This window comes from Gemmatimonadaceae bacterium (assembly GCA_036504815.1).
Classification (GTDB): Bacteria; Gemmatimonadota; Gemmatimonadetes; order Gemmatimonadales; family Gemmatimonadaceae; genus PNKL01.
In genome coordinates this window covers 1-16,433 of record DASXUN010000018.1, presented here as the reverse complement: position 1 = coordinate 16,433, position 16,433 = coordinate 1, and the positions used below count along the sequence as shown (strand labels likewise).

Sequence of the window (16,433 nt, the reverse complement as noted above, 5' to 3'; positions counted from 1 at the left end):
GCGTCGGTCTCTAGTAGTGGCAGTTGGCGCAATCGTAGGACGCGACCTTGCGCACGCCCTTGCGTTCGTCGGCGAGCGCGGCGGAGTCGGGTTCGTATCCGGCCGCCCGCAGCCCTTCGGCGCGCGAATAGCCGTTCACATGGCAGGACACGCACCAGCCCATGTTGAGCGAGGAGTACTGGAAGACCCGCGCCATGTTCTGCACCTGGCCGTGGCACGTCTGGCACGTGATGCCCACGTTGATGTGGCGCACATGCGTGAACCGCACGTACTCCGGCACCTTGTGCACGCGCACCCACGGAATCGGCAGCTGCTTGTTGTACGCCTCCGCGACCTTCTTCACTTCGGGGCGGTCGATCGCGGTGATGGCGTGGCAACCCATGCAGGTGGAGCCGGCGGGAAGGCCCGGGTCCGGCGACTTGTTCGCGGAGAAGTGACAGAACACGCAGTTCATCTTGAGCGTGTTCACGTGCACCGGGTGCGGGAAGATGACGGGCTGGACGGGCGAACGGCCCGTGCCCTGTCCCAGATAGTTGGTGTAGCCCGACGCGCCGCTGTACCCCCAGGGCCCGGGCTTCGCCTTGCCGAGCGCCTCGCGGTTCGCCTTCTGCGTCGCGGTCTCCGTGGTGCCTGCGGCCACGGCGGCGGTCTGGTAATTGCCAGCATAGGCAGACATCAGCGTCGAAGCGACCGCAATCGCCACGACGCCGAGAATCGCCAGCCACTTCCTGCGTCCCGTCATCGGATGTCGTCCGGGAGAGAGGGAATACGGGGGACTGCACCACGTGCGGACACCTGGTGCGAAACAAGCGAGGGAATTTCACCGCCTGAATAGGGCCGCGCAAGCCTAAGCCAAGAAGTCGCGCGGAGTTGCGCTCACCCCTCTTCCGGCGGGTGCATCGGTTCGCCCCGGCGCCGCCACGGGCCCTTCGCCAGGCCGCGCGTGATGCGATCGATGGTGCGCTGCACTTCGATGGCGACCGCGCGCAACATCGTCACTTCCCGCTCGTCAGGCTTCGCGCGAAAGGCCAGGCTGCGCATCGAGCGCATCACCAGCTCGGGGTTCCGCGTCCGGAAGAAGGCGATGGCATCCAGCGCCCGTTCGGTGTCCTCGAACAGCCGCTCCCACTCGTCGTGCGTGGCCGGACCGGCCTGGTGGCGATGCGCCTCGACCCGGCGCGTGGCGTCGCCCGCCACCAGGTGGAACTCGTAGAGCGCCACCAGCACGGCCTGCGCCAGGTTCAGCGACGAGTGCTCGGTGGTGGGGATCATGCAGAGCACCTGCGCCCGGTCGAGGGCGTCGTTGGGCAGCCCGTGATCTTCCTGCCCGAACAGGAGCGCGACGCGGTGCCCGGCGGCGAGATCCTCGACATGGCGCTCGGCGATGGCGCGCGGCGGCAGCCGCTCCCACTTGGCCGAGCGCCGCTTGCCGGCGAAGCCGATGACGCGATGGCAATCCGCGAGCGCCTCGTCGAGCGTCTCGAAGTGCCGGATCTTCTCCACCACGTCGCGCGTCCCGTGCGCCACGCCCTCGATGCGAAACGGGTCGTACGGGCACGGCTTCACCAGGCGCAGGTCGCTGACGCCCATGTTCTTCATCGCCCGCACGGTCGCCGCGATGTTCACGGGATCCTGCGGGTAGAGGAAGACGATGGAGAGGCGATCGAGGAGAGGCACGGCAAGAAGATAACTGAGGATTGGGAATTCGGATTGGGATTCAGGAGGTCGATTTCGGACCACGACTCGCGATCAGGGCCTCCGCGAGCCGGCCGGTGAGCGCGAAGCCTTCGGCTGTGATTCGCAAATCGCGATCCGCATTCGCCATCCTAAATCGAAATCCGGATTCCCGATCCTCAATCGCCGTTCCGAGGCGCTAGATTTCCGCCCATGGATCTCATTCTCGACCTGTTCCACAAGCTCCGCGACCTCGACGCCCTGGTCGCCTGGGCCGGCATGGCCGGCCTCGCGGGCATCATCTTCACCGAGACCGGGCTCTTCTTCGGCTTTTTCCTCCCCGGCGACTCGCTGTTGGTCACGGCCGGGCTGCTGTCGGCGACCCCGGATTCGCCGGTCAAGTTCGACCTGGTGACGCTCGGCAGCCTGCTCAGCGCGGCGGCAATCCTCGGCGACAACACGAACTACTGGGTGGGGCGGCTCACCGGTCCGCGCATCTTCAAGCGCGACGACTCGTTCTTCTTCAAGAAGAAGTACGTGGATGAGGCGCACGCCTTCTATGAGAAGTGGGGCCCGGTCACCGTCGTCCTCTGCCGGTTCATGCCCATCATTCGCACCTTCGCGCCGCTCGTGGCGGGCGTGGCGGTGATGCGGTATCGCACCTTCCTGACGTTCAGCATCATGGGCGGGCTCGCCTGGATCTGGTCCATGCTGCTGACGGGCTTCCTGCTGGGACGGTACGTGCCCGGCGTGGCACAGCACGTGGAGAAAGTGATCATTCTCGTCGTGCTGATCTCCATTTCGCCGGCCATCCTCGGCGCGATCAAGGCCCGCCGGGCCGTTCGCGGGAACCCGTAAGCCCGAAAGACCGCTAATATTAGAGCAGCTTCCTTCAGCCCCCCTGGAGACTCCCATGGCCCATACGCTTCCCCCCCTGCCCTACGCCGCCAACGCGCTCGAGCCGCACATCGACGCGCTGACGATGACGATCCACCACGACAAGCACCACAACGCCTACGTCACCAACCTGAACGCGGCCATCGACAAGGCGCCGGAACTTGGCAACTGGTCGCTGGGCGACCTGTGCCGCAACATCGCGCAGGTGCCGGAGACGGTGCGCACGGCGGTGCGCAACAATGGCGGCGGCCACTGGAATCACTCGCTGTTCTGGGAACTGATGGCGCCCAGCGCCGGCGGCGAGCCGGGTGGCGACGTCGGCGCGGCGATCACGAAGACGTGGGGCGACTTCGGCAAGTTCCGCGACGCCTTCAAGGCGGCGGCCGTCGGGCGGTTCGGCTCGGGGTGGGCGTGGGTCGTCGCCGGTCGCGACGGCGCGCTGACCATTGAAAGCACGCCCAACCAGGACAACCCGCTGATGGACGGCAAGCACGCCATCCTCGGCCTCGACGTCTGGGAGCACGCGTACTACCTCAAGTACCAGAACCGCCGCCCCGATTACATCGAGGCCTGGTGGAACGTCGTGAACTGGGCCGAGGTGGCAAGGCGCTATTCGGCGCGGTAGAAGACCGGCTTGATGGACGTACGACGAAGGGGCGCTCGCGCGCCCCTTCTGCATTATGGATGCCGGATTGCCCCCCTTGCACGTCGAATCGCGTGCCACTAACGTACAACCGAATGGTTGTACGATCCCACCTCTCGCCGGCGGCCCTCGACCGCCTCTTCCACGCCCTCGCGGATACCACGCGGCGTGACATCGTCACGCGCCTCCTCAGTGGCCGCGACGCCTCGGTCTCCGCCCTCGCGGCACGCTACGACATGTCGTTCGCCGCCGTGCAGAAGCACGTGGCCGTACTGGAGAAGGCAGGACTTGTGACCAAGCGCCCGCAGGGCCGCGAACGCATCGTCCGCGGCAATCCCCAGCAGTTGGCGCACGCGCGCCAGCTCCTCCAACAGCTCGAGCGTCTATGGACGTCACGCTTCAGCCAACTCGACGCCATTCTCGCCGAGTCCCGTCCCCCGAAGGAGTAGCCCATGCCCATCACCTCCGTCTCGTCCGATCCCGCCGCCCTCACCCTCACCGTCGTCGCCGACTACCCGGTGAGCGTCGAACGCCTCTGGGAGGCCTACGCCGACCCGCGCCAGCTGGAGCGCTTCTGGGGCCCGGTGGAGTGGCCGGCCACCTTCACGCGGCACGACATGACCGTCGGCGGCGAGTCGCACTACTACATGTCGGGCCCGGACGGCGAGCGTGCACGCGGCTGGTTCCGCTTCCTCAAGGTGGAACCGCTTCGCTGCTTTGAAGTCGAGGACGGCTTCGCCCACGAGGACGGCCGCCGCAACGCCGAGATGCCCACCATGCGCATGGTCTTCAACTTCGAGAAGACCGCGACGGGCTCGCGCTTCACCAGCGTCACCCGCTTTCCGAGCATCGCGGCCATGGAGCAGCTGGTGCAGATGGGGATGATGGAGGGGATGCAGTCGGCGATGAGCCAGATCGATGGCGTGCTCGCCGACCTCGCGTCCTTCGCCGCCAGCCGCGCCGCGGAGGCCCAGCTCCTCAGCGACACGCAGGTGCGCGTGAGCCGCGTCATCCGCGGCACCGTCGAGCAGGTCTGGCGCGCGCATCACGAACCTGCGCTGATGAAACGCTGGCTCCTCGGCCCCGACGGCTGGACGATGCCCGTCTGCGAAGTCGCCACGACGGTTGGCGGACGCTATCGCTACGAGTGGGAAAACGCCGCGCAGGGGCAGCGTTTCGGCTTCGAGGGAGAATTGCTCGAGTCGGCCGCGCCGTACCGCGCCGTGACCACCGAGGCGATGATCGGCGTCCCCGGTCCGGCGACGCGCAACGAGCTGACGCTCACCGCGGTTCCCGCCGGCACGCTGCTGTCGCTCCTCATCACGTATCCGAGCAAGGAAGTGCGCGACATGATCCTCGGCACCGGGATGACGGCCGGGATGGAAGCGAGCTATCAGCGGCTCGAGCGGGAAGTGCTCGCAGCGGCCTGATCGGGCGCGCTCAGTTGAGGCGGGGCCTCGCCTGCGTCGCGCGCCGCGGCGGCGCGGGCGGCGCCCCCTCGGCCACCAGCTCGTTCAACCCGCTCTCGCCGTCGCCATCGCCGCGCCCGGTGGGCGACGGCCCGGCGACGAGGGCGAGCAGCGGCGGCGTGAGGAAGGTGGTCACCACGATCATTGCGATCACCGCGCCGAACTCCCCGCCGGCGAGCACGCCCGCGCCCACGCCCATCTGCGCAAAGATGAGCCCCACCTCGCCGCGGGGAACCATCGCCACGCCCACGAGCAGCTTGCGCCCCCTGAACCACCACGGCGCATAGCCGGCCACGACCTTCCCTACCACGGCGACGACGATCAGCGCGGCACCGAGACCCAGCGCCGCCGGCGAAAACATGGCGCGCAGGTCCACGGCCGCCCCGACGGAGGCGAAGAAGACCGGAACGAGGGCGTGGCCGAGCGACGTCACCCACTTCTCGATCTCGTGGCGCTGCGGCGTGCGGTGCAGGACGAGCCCCGCGGCGAACGCGCCGATGATCATCGCCGATCCCACCCTGGCCGCGATGGCCGCGGTGACGAAGACGAGGACGAGCGCGGTGACGCCCACGGTGCCGGCCACCCGCACGCGGGACACCGCGTCCATCAACGGACGCGCAACGTACGCGCCGAGCACCACGGCGGCCACGACGAAACCGATCGCCACGAGCGCCTTGGACGCGACGCCGAGCGTCGTCAGCGATTCGCCGGCCACCAGGCCACTGACGACGGCGAGGATCACCAGCCCCAACACGTCGTCGATGACGGCGGCCCCGAGCACGATTTGCCCTTCATCGCTCTTCAGGCGTCCGAGGTCACCGAGCACGCGGGCGGTGATGCCAATCGAGGTGGCCGTGAGCGCGGCCGCGATCACGAGCGACGAGAAGGTGGACGCGCCGAAGGCGGAGGCCACGGCGAAGCCGCCCGCGAACGGAACGACGATGCCGACGCCGCCGACCGTGAGCGCGGCGCCGCCGACGCGGCGCAGCGACTGCAGGTCGGTCTCGAGGCCCACTTCGAAGAGCAGGATCAGCACGCCGATCTCGCTCAGCACGTGCAGCACGGGCTCGTTGGAGTCGAGCACGCCCAGCACGGAGCCGCCCAGCAGGATGCCGGCGACAAGCTCGCCAAGCACCGCCGGCTGGTTGATGCGCCGCGCGAGCGCGCCGATCACCTTCGTTGCGACCAGCACGGCGGCGAGCGTCAGCAGCAACGCGGGGACGTCGGGACCGCCGCTCGCCGGAGCGGCCATGGCAGCCCAGAGGTTCATCAGCGCGCGGCCTCGCCTTCGAGGTAGGTGTAGCCCTCGAGTCCGGCGACGTAGTCGGCGATGAACATGTTCGCCTCGTCGCGCGTGATGCCGGAGGCGGCCTGCACCTTGCGGCGGAACGTTGCCAGCAGGTCGGAAGCGCGGAACTGCACGTAGTTCAGCACTTCCGTGACCGTGTCGCCATGCACGAGGTCCGTGATCTCGTAGCCGCCGTCGCGCAGGCGCACGTGCACGGCGTTGGTGTCGCCAAACAGGTTGTGCAGGTCGCCCAGGATTTCCTGATAGGCGCCCGTGAGGAAGATGCCCAGGATGTATGGCTCGCCGTCGGTGAACGGGTGCAGCTCGAGCGATGGCACCCCGCCCTTGTCGCCGACGAAGCGGTCGATCTTGCCGTCGGAGTCACAGCTCACGTCCTGCAGCGTGCCGCGCCGCGTCGGCTCCTCGTCGAGCCGGTGGATGGGCATGATCGGGAAGAGCTGGTCGATGGCCCAGTTGTCGGGGAGCGACTGGAAGAGCGAGAAGTTGCAGAAGTACCGGTCCACCAGTGCCGCGTCGAGGTCGGAGATGATGTCCTCGAACTCATCGGGATGGCGGCGGGCCGCGCTGCGCACGGCATTGAGCGTGCAGAGGTGCAGCTGCTCGGCATGCGCGCGCTCGCGGAGCGAGAGCACCCCGTTGTTGAACAGCGACTGCGCCTTCTCCTTGTCGTACGTCGCGTCGTGGTACGCCTCGCGCACGCGCCGGATGGAGACGTTCTTGCGCGAGACGGCCTTGAGGTCGTCGGCCATCTCGTGGAGGAGCGTGTGATCCTCCTCGAAGATGGCCGGCGTGGCCGCCTCCACCTGCGACTCGACGTCGATGACGCTCATCAGCATCAGCGCGTGGTGCGCCGTGAGCGCGCGCCCCGACTCGCTGATGATGTCGGGCATTGGCTGCTCGAGCTCGCGGCACATCTCGGCCAGCGTGTACACGATGTCGTTCGCGTACTCCTGTACGGTGTAGTTCACCGACGCCGTGTTGGTGCTCTGCGTGCCGTCGTAGTCGACGCCGAGCCCGCCGCCGACGTCCACGTGCGTGATGTCGAGGCCCATGCGGCGCAGCTCGACGTAGAACCGCGCCACCTCGCCCATCGCCCGCTTGATGTAGCGGATGTCGGTGATCTGCGAGCCGAGGTGGAAGTGCACCAGCTTGAGGATATCGAGCCGGCCGAGCGTCTGCAGGCGCTCGATGAGGCCGATGAGCTGCGCCGAGCTGAGCCCGAACTTGGACTTCTCGCCGCCCGACTGCGCCCAGCGTCCCGACCCTTCGGTGGAGAGCTTGATGCGCACCCCGCATGTGGGGACGATCCCCATGTCGTCGGCGGCCTGCAGCAGCACGTCGAGCTCGCTGAGCTGCTCGAGCACGATGAAGACGCGGTGGCCAAGCTTCTGCCCCATCAGGGCGAGGCGCATGAACTCCTCGTCCTTGTAGCCGTTGCAGACGATCACGTGGTCGGTGCGCTCCGACAGCGCAAGCACCGCCTGCAGCTCGGGCTTGGAGCCGCACTCGAGGCCGACGCCGGCCACCTGGCCGAACGCGAGAATCTCCTCCACCACATGGCGCTGCTGGTTGACCTTGATCGGATAGACCGTGGTGTACTGTCCGCCGTACTCGAACTCGGCGATGGCGTTCTGGAAGGCGGCGTGCAGCGCCTCGATACGCGAGCGCAGGATGTCGGAGAACCGCAGCAGCACGGGCAGCGCGACGCCCTGCGCCTCGAGATCGAGCGCCAGCTCGAAGAGGTCGAGCATCCGCTCCGGGTGCGCCTTGTCCGGCCGCACCAGCATCCGCCCCTTGTCGGAGATGTCGAAGAAACCGTCGCCCCACCCCTCCACGTTGTAGAGGAGCTTGGCGGAATCGGTGTTCCAGCGCGGCGATTCGGTCGCCGGCACCGGGTCGTGGGGCGCGGTGGTGGTCATGTTGTGGCGAAACCTACAAAGGCCGGACGGCGTACGCGATAGGCGAGCGGACGTCGGCGTGGCCGCGCCCCCGGCAATTGGACGCCGGACGGCGCGGCATGCATGTTGTCCGCTTCTTCTCATTCTCCTTCGGAGGCCCCCTATGAGGAAGATCGTCCGCGCACTCGCGTGGGGCGTTGGTGCCGTGCTGGTGCTGCTGCTCGTGGCCGGCTGCGCGCTGTACTTCTACACGCAGCGTGGCATCGACAGGCGGTACGCCATCGCGGGACACCCGCTGACCATTCCCACCGACTCGCTTGCGCTGGTGCGCGGCCACCACGTGGCCACGGCGCTCTCCAAGTGCGTGGACTGCCACGGCGCCGACCTCGGCGGCCGCCAATTCATCGACGTGCCGCCGGTCGCCCGGCTGTACGCGGCCAACCTGACGCGCGGCAAGGGCGGCGTGGGCGGACAGCTCAGCGACCTCGACTGGGAGCGCGCCATCCGGCACGGCGTGAAGCCCGACGGCTCCGCGCTGCTCTTCATGCCGTCGCTTGAATTCCAGTTCCTGAGCGACGACGACCTCGCCGCGCTCATCGCGTATCTCAAAACGATGCCGCCGGTGGATCGCGTGCCGGCGAAGAACAGCGTCGGTCCGATTGGCCGCGCGCTGTATGCCAAGGGCGAGCTGGCGCTCGTCCCGGCCGAGCGGGTCGCGCATGACAAGCATCCGGTCGCCGCGCCGATGGCCGTGACGCCGGAGTACGGGCGCTACCTCGCCGAGATCGGCGGGTGCACCGGCTGCCACGGCGAGGGCTTCTCCGGCGGCCACATTCCCGGCACGCCGCCCGACTGGAAGCCGGCGGCGAACATCACGCCCACCGGCATCGGCCACTACACGGAAGAGGATTTCTTCCGTGCCCTGCGCGAAGGAAAGCGCCCGAGCGGCGTGGCCATCGACTCGCTCATGCCGTACCGCTTCACGAAGCTGATGACGGACGACGAGATTCGAGCGCTCTGGCTCTTCCTGAGGACCGTCCCGCCCAAGCCGTACGGCGGACGCTAGGCATCCGCAGCACGAGGCGCCCATCGCGAGCGTTCGCGATGGGCGCCTTGTCGCGCCGTCGTTATGGAGCCGACGAGTCGATGAGCTGCGCCAGCTGCGCCTTTGGCGCGAAGCCGACCTGACGCGCCACTTCCTGCCCATCGCGGAAGACGATGAGCGTCGGGATCCCCCGCACGCCGTAATGCTGCGGCGAGACGGGATTCTGGTCGGAGTTCACCTTCACGACGAGCAGTTCGCCCGCGCGCTCGGCCGCCAGGTCATCGAGCACGGGCGCCATCATCTTGCACGGTCCGCACCAGTCGGCGTAGAAATCGACGACGACCGGAACGCTCGCGCCGTTGATCACCTTCGAGAGGTGATCATCCTTGGCGTGCACCGGGCGGTCCAGCAGCAGCGGTTTCTGGCACTCGGCGCACCGGGGCCGGTCATCGAGCCGTCCGAGGGCGACGCGATTCAGCTGCGAGCAGAACGGGCAGGCGACGACGGCTGAGGCCGCCGTGCTTTCGACCGGGGTGGTCACGGCGCCGCCTCGAGCGCAGCGATGGCGCGGGCGAGCCGGTCGCGAATGGCCGCGGCGGCAGGTTCGAGCGCCGCATTCCCCGCCAGGCGCAGCTGCGCGGTGGGATCGAGCGCCGCCACGTGCGTGGTGCCGTTGCCCGCGTCGCGCACGATCACGTTGCACGGGAGGAGCAGGCCGAGGTCGGGTTCGAGCTGGATCGCATCGAACGCATCGCGCGGACTGCAGGCGCCGAGAATCACGTAGGGCGTGTGCTCGGCGCCGAGCTTCTTCAGGAAGGTGGCCTTCAGGTCGGCCTCCATGAGGACGCCGAACCCCTCGGCGGCGAGCGCCGCGCGCGCCGCCTCGACCGTGGCGTCGAACGGCTTGCGAACCTGGGCGGTGATTCCGTAGCGAGTCTGGGAGGGCATGGGACGTTGTGGTTAGGGTCTATATAATACTATATCGCGATATAGTGTTTTTCAAGGGGCGGCGATCCTGTATTGACGCTGGAGCACCGCTCAGGGAAATGCGAGGGGGCCCGCCCCGAAGGCCGAGCCCCCTGCCGTACTCTGTCGTACTCTGTCGTACTCTGTCGTACTCTGTCGTTATCTGCGGTTCAGCTGATCCTGCCCCTTCTTGAGGAACGGGATCCCGTTCTTCATCCAGTCAGGTTCCGGCTGGCTCAGCAGCTTGGCGCCGAAGAACTCCTGCATCTTGCGGTCGATGTCCTTCTGGTTGGCGCGCTTGGTCGGGTTGTGCTCGTCGCCGTTGTAGACCACCAGGTACGCCTCCTTCTGCAGGCGGCGCATCGCCCCGTAGAACTCGATCCCCTGGTACCACGGCACCGCGCCGTCGTTGTCGTTGGCCATGAAGAGCACCGGCGTCGTCACGCGGTCGAGCTTGAACAGCGGCGAGTTCTCGATGAACCGTTCGGGATACTGCCACAGCGAACCGCCGATGCGGCTCTGCGAGTGCTCGTACTGCATCTGGCGCAGCAGGCCGCTCTGCCAGCGGATGCCGTCGTACGCCGACGTCATGTTCACGACCGTCGCATTCGGCACCGCCGCGGCGAACATGTTGGTGACCGTGATGAGGTACGCCGACTGGTAGCCGCCCCACGACTGGCCGGTGACGCCGAGCTTCCTGGAATCGACGAAGCCGCGGGCGATCAGCGACTGCACGCCCGGGATGATCGCCTTGGCCGCGCTCGGCCCCGGAAAACCGTCGGTGTAGACGATGTCGGGCATGAAGACGAGGTAGCCGAGCGAGTTGTACACGAGCGGATTGACCGTATTCCGCCCCGACGGCGCGTAGTAGGTGTGCAGGCCGTCGGCGAGCTTCTCGTAGAAGTACGTGATCATCGGGTACTTCTTCGACGCATCGAAGCCCTCGGGCTTGAAGAGCATCCCCTTCAGGGGGACGCCGTCGTCGTTGAGCCAACTGACGAGTTCCACGTCACCGCGCGGATACTCGGCGTCCTGCGGGTTCGCATTGGAGATCTTCGTGACGGCGTTCAGCGCCGTGCCCGTCCAGAGGTCGGGGAACTCACGGTACCTCTGCTGGGTCAGCAGATACTGCCCGGCCTTCCGCGCCTTCTGGAGGGCCGCGTAGTTCTTCGGCCCCATCACGAGCACCTCGGGGGCCGCGCTCGCGCCGAGCCTGGCACGCGCGTAGCCGCTCGCCTTCGTCTCGTTGTCGAAGGCGCGGAGCATCAGCGGTTCGGCCGGATCGAGGAAACGATCCTCGCTGTCGAGATTCACCACGCGGTACGTCACCTTCTTCGCGCGTCCTGCGCCGGCCGTCAGGTTGACCGGGGCGGCGACGCCCGCCGGGTCCACTTCCCACGCGTCGTAGCGGTCGTACACGAGCACGCGCGCGTCGTCCGTCGTCCAGCCGCCGAGTCCGTACGGCGGACGGGTATCGGGCATGTCGAACTCCTCGTTGTCCAGCTTCACGCCCTTGATGGCGGCGGTGATCTCCACCTGCTTGCCGCTGGCCGTCGCATGCGCAAACCACTTGCCGTCGCGGAAGAAGGTCACGTACTTGCCGCCCGGCGAAAGCTGGGCGCCGTCGAGCTTCCGGGCCACGAGCGTGCGCGCGGCGGTCGTCGGGTCGAGGAGGTACGCGTCGCTGCCTCCCTCGCCCCACGTCTGTTCGATGGCGTACTCCACCGCATTCAGCGCCAGCACGACCTTGCCGTTGTCGGAGACCGTGACCTGACGGAGCGAGTCGTTGCCAAGCTTGGCCCACTTCCTGACCGCCGGCGTGTACAGCGCGGTCCAGGTGCGGCCGCGCTCACGCGCGGCGTTCACTTTCTGCATCGGCATTACCTGCGTGTCCCTGTAATGCCACAGGTCATACACGGCCTTGTCGGTGAGCGAGTCGGCCGGGATGGAGTCAATCGGGATTGGCGCCAACGCGAACTGCAGCGCCGTGCCGTCGCGCACGAAATCGAGGCGACCGCGATCGGCAATCACCTGCTCGGCGCCTACCATCGCCTGGTCCACCACCTTCGTCGCGGCAACGGGCCCCTTCTGCCCCTTCGCCAGCACGAGCAACGCGTGATACAGCGCGTAGCGTGGCTTGGCCGAGGCGATGTCATCGCGATCGGTCACGAAGGCCACTTGCGCGGCCTTCCGGTCGACGGCGAGCGACTTGTAGTTCCCCTTCCCGGCGGCCAGCGTCGTGACGGTTCCGGTGGCCAGGTCGCGCACGTAGACGCCCGTCTTGGTGCTGTCCGTCGCCACCGTCGTGGCGTAGACGAGCACCTTCTCGCCTTCGTCGAACAGGTACGAGGTCACGTCATCGATCTTGAGTTCCTGTCCGGTGGTCAGGTCGCGCAGCATCAGCGGCGCGGCCGGATCGCTGCGGGTGCCGCCGGTGGCGCCAGCGCGCGCACCGCCCGGGGCGCCCGCACCGCCAGCTGGCGCCGTGCCGCCGCTTCCCGGGGCTGCCGTGTCGGCTTCCATCAGGTAGGCGAGGTACCTGCCGCCCTCACGCGCAAAGCGGAACGACCGCACGCGCGGAATCACCTGAGCCTTGCCGTCGGCAAGGGTCACGATGGTCAGCGAGGTGCGCGGCGGCGGCAGCGGGCGTGGCTTCGCCTTGCGAGCGGACTCGAAATCGGCGCGCGCGGCATATGTAATGAATGCCGCAACTGTTGAGCCGGCCGAGAACTGCGCCGGAGGCGCCACGAAGATCGCCGCCGAGTCGGCGGCCGGCATCAGTTGCGGACGCCCCGTGTAGCCGCGGGCAAAGCGGTATTCCGTGCCCGTGCCCGTGCCTCGAATGACCACCTCGCCGTCCCCCACGACCGGAGAGACCGTGTACATCGCAAACTTGCCGTCGGGCGACAGCGTTGCCCCCTGAATGGCGCGCCACAGGTCGTACGTGTCCTGCGTGATGGGTTTCTTCGACTGGGCAGCGAGCGGAATTGACGCGGCGCTGAGCAGCAGAACGCGAAGGGCGTTGAAGACGATGCGGCGAATGTTCATCGCGGAATCCGGGTGTGGAGTTATCTTCCCCGCGGGAGACGAAGGCCTTTCCGCCGGGTTTCCCTAAGGTACGAATACCTCGCACACTCCGTTGCCCACGAGCCCATGAAACGGATCTTCGGCTACTTCATCCGCGGCCTCATCCTGACGGTACCCGTCGTCGTGACCGTCTGGGTCTGCTACGGGATCTTCACCCGCGTCGACGGCTGGCTCGGCATCAAGACCCCCGGCATCGGGTTCGTCCTGACCCTGGTGATCATCACCACCATCGGCGCGCTGGGCTCGAGCATCCTCACCCGCTCGGCCGTGACGATATTCGAAGACCTGCTCCAGCGCCTGCCCTTCGTCCGCCTGCTCTACACGTCCACCAAGGATGTGCTGAGCGCCTTCGTGGGCGAGAAGAAGCGCTTCAGCCAGCCGGCGCTGGTGGACCTGGGACTGGGGAGCGACGTGCAGGTGCTCGGCTTCCTCACGCAGTCATCGGCGGAGCGCCTGGGCCTGGACGGATCCGTCGTGGTGTACGTGCCGCATTCGTACGCCTGGTCGGGACAGATGCTCATCATGCCGTCCGCGAAGGTGAAGCTGCTGGCGACGGACAGCGCGGAGTTCATGGCGTTCATTGTATCGGGTGGCGTGACGGACTTTCCGAAACTGCATTGAGGATTGGGAATCCGGATTGCGACACAGGACAGCGATCGCGGACGGCGATTGTCGATTGGGGTGGTCCGATCACACGAGGGCTCGTGGGTATGCGCACACTCTTCCTGCTCACCATTCTTGCCGCGCCGGTTGCCGCGCAGGCACCTGACTCACTGCTGCTGCTGAAGCCGTCGGCGGTGTGGGACGGGACGAGCGACGCGCCATCCACGGGATGGACGGTGCTCGTGCGCGGGGACCGCATCGCGGCGGTCGGGCCGGCGGCGCAGGTGGGCGTGCCGAAGGGCGCCTCGGTGCTTGAACTGCCGGGGACGACGTTGATCCCGGGGATGATCGAGGCGCACACGCACCTCTTCCTCCACCCCTACAACGAGACGCCGTGGAACGACCAGGTGATGCGCGAGCCGCTCGCGCTGCGCACGGCGCGGGCGGTGAACCACGCGCGCGCCACGCTGCTGGCCGGCTTCACGACCATTCGCGACCTTGGCACCGAAGGGGCGGGCTACGCCGACGTCGGACTCAAGCAGGCCATCGATCAGGGGATCATCCCGGGCCCGCGCATGGTCGTGACGACGCGCGCGATGCTGGTGACGGGCAGCTACGCCCCCCGGCGCACGGATTTTGCGTTCGACCCGCCGCAGGGCGCGGAAGAAGCGGACGGCATCGATGGCGTGATGCGGGTGGCGCGCGACCAGATTGCGCACGGCGCCGACTGGGTAAAGGTGTACGCCGACTACCGGTGGGGACCGCGCGGCGAGACGATGCCGACGTTCACCGAGGCCGAGTTGCGCGCCATCGTCGAGGCGGCCCGCAGCAGCGGCCGGGCGGTGGTGGCGCACGCCAGCACCCCCGAGGGGATGCGGCGCGCCATCGTGGCCGGCGTCGAATCCATCGAGCACGGTGATGGCGGCACTGACGAGACGTGGCGCCTGATGAAGGAGCACAACGTCACCTTCTGCCCGACGCTCGCGGCGGGCGACGCGACGCGGCAGTACGCCGGCTGGAAGAAGGGCGTGGATCCCGAACCGGCGTCGATCACCGCCAAGCGCGCGTCCTTCCGGGCGGCGCTCGCCGCCGGCGTGACGATGTGCGTGGGCGGCGACGTCGGCGTCTATGCGCACGGCGATGACGCGCGCGAGCTGGAGCTGATGGTCGACTACGGCATGGCGCCGCTTGCCGTCCTGAAGGCCGCCACGTCGGGCAACGCGAAGTTGCTGCACTGGGAGAGTCGCGTGGGACGCGTGGCGCCGGGCCTGCTCGCGGATCTCGTGGCGGTGAAGGGCGACCCGACGCGCGACATCCATGCGGTGCGCGCGGTGGCGATGGTGATGAAGGGTGGCGTGATCGCGCGGAAGCCCTAGTCAACCGGCGACGCGCGTCGCTGCCCCCGCAAGCGCTCAGCGCCGCGACAATCGCCGCATCACGAGATACCACGGCATTCCGCCCGCCATCATCAGCATCGCGATACCCGCCGAGGCGAATCCGTACTCGCCGTCGTAGAAGGAAATCACGAGCACCGAGAGGAAGACGGCCGAGGGGACGATGGTCAGCGCCACCATCCCCGCCGTGCCGAGCGGCACGCGGAAGGGGCCGCGCAGGTGCGGTTCGTGGATGCGGAACCAGATGAGCGAGGCAAACTCGAGCAACACTGCCGCGGCGTAGAAGATGACGTCGGCCACCACGAGATTGCCGAACGGGAGCAGCGACACGACGCTGTAGATGGCAGCGGAGACGATGATCGCCACGCGCGGCGTCCCGCGCGCGTCGGTGCGGCTGAAGATTTCGGGAAGCAGTCCGTCCGCCGACATCGCCATCGGGATGCGCGTGTACGAGAGCAACAGCGCGTTGAAGAGCGCGATGGCGCTGCAGATTCCCGCGATGGCGAGCAATGGCGCGAGGTAGACGCCCGCGGCTCCCGTGGCGCTGGCGGCGATGGCCGGCCACCCGCCCTCACGCCACGTCGTCCAGTCGGTGGCCCCGAGCGTTGGCAGGAGCGGCACGAAGTAGCCCAGCGTGACCAGTGGCAACGCCAGCGCGAGCGCGCGCGGGTAGGTGCGTCCCGCGTCCACCACCTCACCGCCAACCGTGGAGGCGTTGTCCCAGCCGATGTAGTTCCAGAGCGCCGTCGAGAGACCCACGGCGAGTCCGGTGCCGAGCCCCTGCCCCGACTTCATGAAGGGCTGCCACGGGGCGTGCGTGATGTGCGGAATCGAGCAGAGCGCCACGAGCAGGAACGCGCCGAGAATCAGCATCCCCACCATCACCGAGACGCGCCCGACGGGCCGCGCGCCACGCAGGTTGATGCCGGCCGCCGTCCAGATCATCACCAGCGATACGGCCCACCGCGTGCCCGCCGCGAGGTCCGGCACGAACCAGGCGAGGTACAGGTTCAGCATCGCCGGGTAGATGGCCATGTCCACCAGCGAGTAGAGCCAGGTGTACCAGCCATTCTGGAAGGCCCAGAAATCGCCGAAGGCGCGGCGCACCCACCGGTAGTAGCCGCCCTCGTCGGGATGCATGCTCGCCAGCTCGCCGATGATCAGGATTTCCGGCAGCGACCAGAAGATCGGGATGAGCAGCAGGATGAGGAGCGCCAGTCCCGGCCCCGCCCCGGCCACCAACCCCTCGAGCGTGAACGCGCCGCCCGAGACGTTGAAGTAGATGACGAAGACGAGCGGCAGCGTGGTAAGCGTGCGGCGCAGCATGGGCGACAAACTTACGATTTGCGATTTGCGCGGAAAGGGCGTGGGGAGCGCGCGGACCGCGTCCGTAACCAATACGCGGTTCGCGCGGCACGGACGGAGGAGTCCCCCACGGCTGTTGTCTC

At 67.8% G+C, this 16,433-nt stretch carries 15 protein-coding genes; 7 read left to right on the top strand and 8 right to left on the bottom strand.

Going from position 1 to position 16,433, the window contains the following annotated elements; genetic code table 11:
• Positions 1-10 precede the first annotated feature (10 nt).
• The gene (locus tag VGJ96_08525) at positions 11-742 is read right to left on the bottom strand and encodes a cytochrome c3 family protein (GenBank protein ID HEY3287151.1); all 732 of its coding nucleotides are present in this window, start codon (positions 740-742) and stop codon (positions 11-13) included.
• Between the two features lie 134 nt (positions 743-876).
• A complete protein-coding gene (locus VGJ96_08520) occupies positions 877-1,677 on the bottom strand; it encodes a TrmH family RNA methyltransferase (protein HEY3287150.1) in 801 nt (266 codons plus the stop codon).
• Between the two features lie 210 nt (positions 1,678-1,887).
• On the opposite strand from VGJ96_08520, the gene VGJ96_08515 reads away from it, so the two are divergent.
• The 4 genes from VGJ96_08515 (at position 1,888) to VGJ96_08500 (ending at position 4,644) form a co-directional block, all read left to right on the top strand.
• Positions 1,888-2,532: a VTT domain-containing protein gene (locus tag VGJ96_08515; protein ID HEY3287149.1), complete on the top strand. Its 645-nt coding sequence runs from the start codon at positions 1,888-1,890 to the stop codon at positions 2,530-2,532.
• Between the two features lie 55 nt (positions 2,533-2,587).
• Positions 2,588-3,196, top strand: a complete 609-nt coding sequence (locus VGJ96_08510) for a superoxide dismutase (GenBank protein HEY3287148.1) — start codon at positions 2,588-2,590, stop codon at positions 3,194-3,196.
• Between the two features lie 113 nt (positions 3,197-3,309).
• A complete protein-coding gene (locus tag VGJ96_08505) occupies positions 3,310-3,663 on the top strand; it encodes a metalloregulator ArsR/SmtB family transcription factor (GenBank protein ID HEY3287147.1) in 354 nt (117 codons plus the stop codon).
• A 3-nt stretch (positions 3,664-3,666) separates the two neighbouring features.
• Positions 3,667-4,644 (top strand): SRPBCC family protein, encoded by a 978-nt coding sequence (locus VGJ96_08500; protein HEY3287146.1) that lies wholly within the window; start codon positions 3,667-3,669, stop codon positions 4,642-4,644.
• Positions 4,645-4,654: 10 nt separating this feature from the next.
• On the opposite strand, the gene VGJ96_08495 is transcribed toward VGJ96_08500, so the two are convergent.
• Together VGJ96_08495 and speA are read right to left on the bottom strand one after the other, a co-directional pair.
• Positions 4,655-5,953 (bottom strand): cation:proton antiporter, encoded by a 1,299-nt coding sequence (locus VGJ96_08495; protein ID HEY3287145.1) that lies wholly within the window; start codon positions 5,951-5,953, stop codon positions 4,655-4,657.
• Entirely contained in the window at positions 5,953-7,911 is a 1,959-nt protein-coding gene (speA, locus tag VGJ96_08490) for a biosynthetic arginine decarboxylase (protein HEY3287144.1), read from the bottom strand. Before speA ends, VGJ96_08495 begins: the two co-directional genes overlap by 1 nt.
• Before the next feature lie 142 nt (positions 7,912-8,053).
• On the opposite strand from speA, the gene VGJ96_08485 reads away from it, so the two are divergent.
• A complete protein-coding gene (locus VGJ96_08485) occupies positions 8,054-8,956 on the top strand; it encodes a c-type cytochrome (GenBank protein ID HEY3287143.1) in 903 nt (300 codons plus the stop codon).
• 61 nt (positions 8,957-9,017) lie between these two features.
• Here VGJ96_08485 and trxA read toward each other — a convergent pair whose 3' ends face one another.
• The 3 genes from trxA to VGJ96_08470 all read right to left on the bottom strand — a co-directional run bounded on the left by trxA (position 9,018) and on the right by VGJ96_08470 (position 12,949).
• Positions 9,018-9,476, bottom strand: a complete 459-nt coding sequence (gene trxA, locus VGJ96_08480) for a thioredoxin (protein ID HEY3287142.1) — start codon at positions 9,474-9,476, stop codon at positions 9,018-9,020.
• Positions 9,473-9,883, bottom strand: a complete 411-nt coding sequence (locus VGJ96_08475) for a DUF302 domain-containing protein (protein HEY3287141.1) — start codon at positions 9,881-9,883, stop codon at positions 9,473-9,475. Before VGJ96_08475 ends, trxA begins: the two co-directional genes overlap by 4 nt.
• A gap of 177 nt (positions 9,884-10,060) precedes the next feature.
• On the bottom strand, positions 10,061-12,949 hold the full coding sequence (locus VGJ96_08470; GenBank protein ID HEY3287140.1) for a prolyl oligopeptidase family serine peptidase: 2,889 nt from the start codon (positions 12,947-12,949) through the stop codon (positions 10,061-10,063).
• 105 nt (positions 12,950-13,054) lie between these two features.
• Here VGJ96_08470 and VGJ96_08465 point away from each other — a divergent pair, with 105 nt between their 5' ends.
• Both VGJ96_08465 and VGJ96_08460 read left to right on the top strand, forming a co-directional pair.
• The gene (locus VGJ96_08465; GenBank protein HEY3287139.1) at positions 13,055-13,609 is read left to right on the top strand and encodes a DUF502 domain-containing protein; all 555 of its coding nucleotides are present in this window, start codon (positions 13,055-13,057) and stop codon (positions 13,607-13,609) included.
• Positions 13,610-13,698: 89 nt separating this feature from the next.
• Positions 13,699-14,967: an amidohydrolase family protein gene (locus tag VGJ96_08460; protein HEY3287138.1), complete on the top strand. Its 1,269-nt coding sequence runs from the start codon at positions 13,699-13,701 to the stop codon at positions 14,965-14,967.
• Between the two features lie 36 nt (positions 14,968-15,003).
• Here the strand turns inward: VGJ96_08460 and VGJ96_08455 are convergent, their stop codons facing one another.
• On the bottom strand, positions 15,004-16,311 hold the full coding sequence (locus VGJ96_08455; protein ID HEY3287137.1) for an APC family permease: 1,308 nt from the start codon (positions 16,309-16,311) through the stop codon (positions 15,004-15,006).
• Positions 16,312-16,433 lie beyond the last annotated feature (122 nt).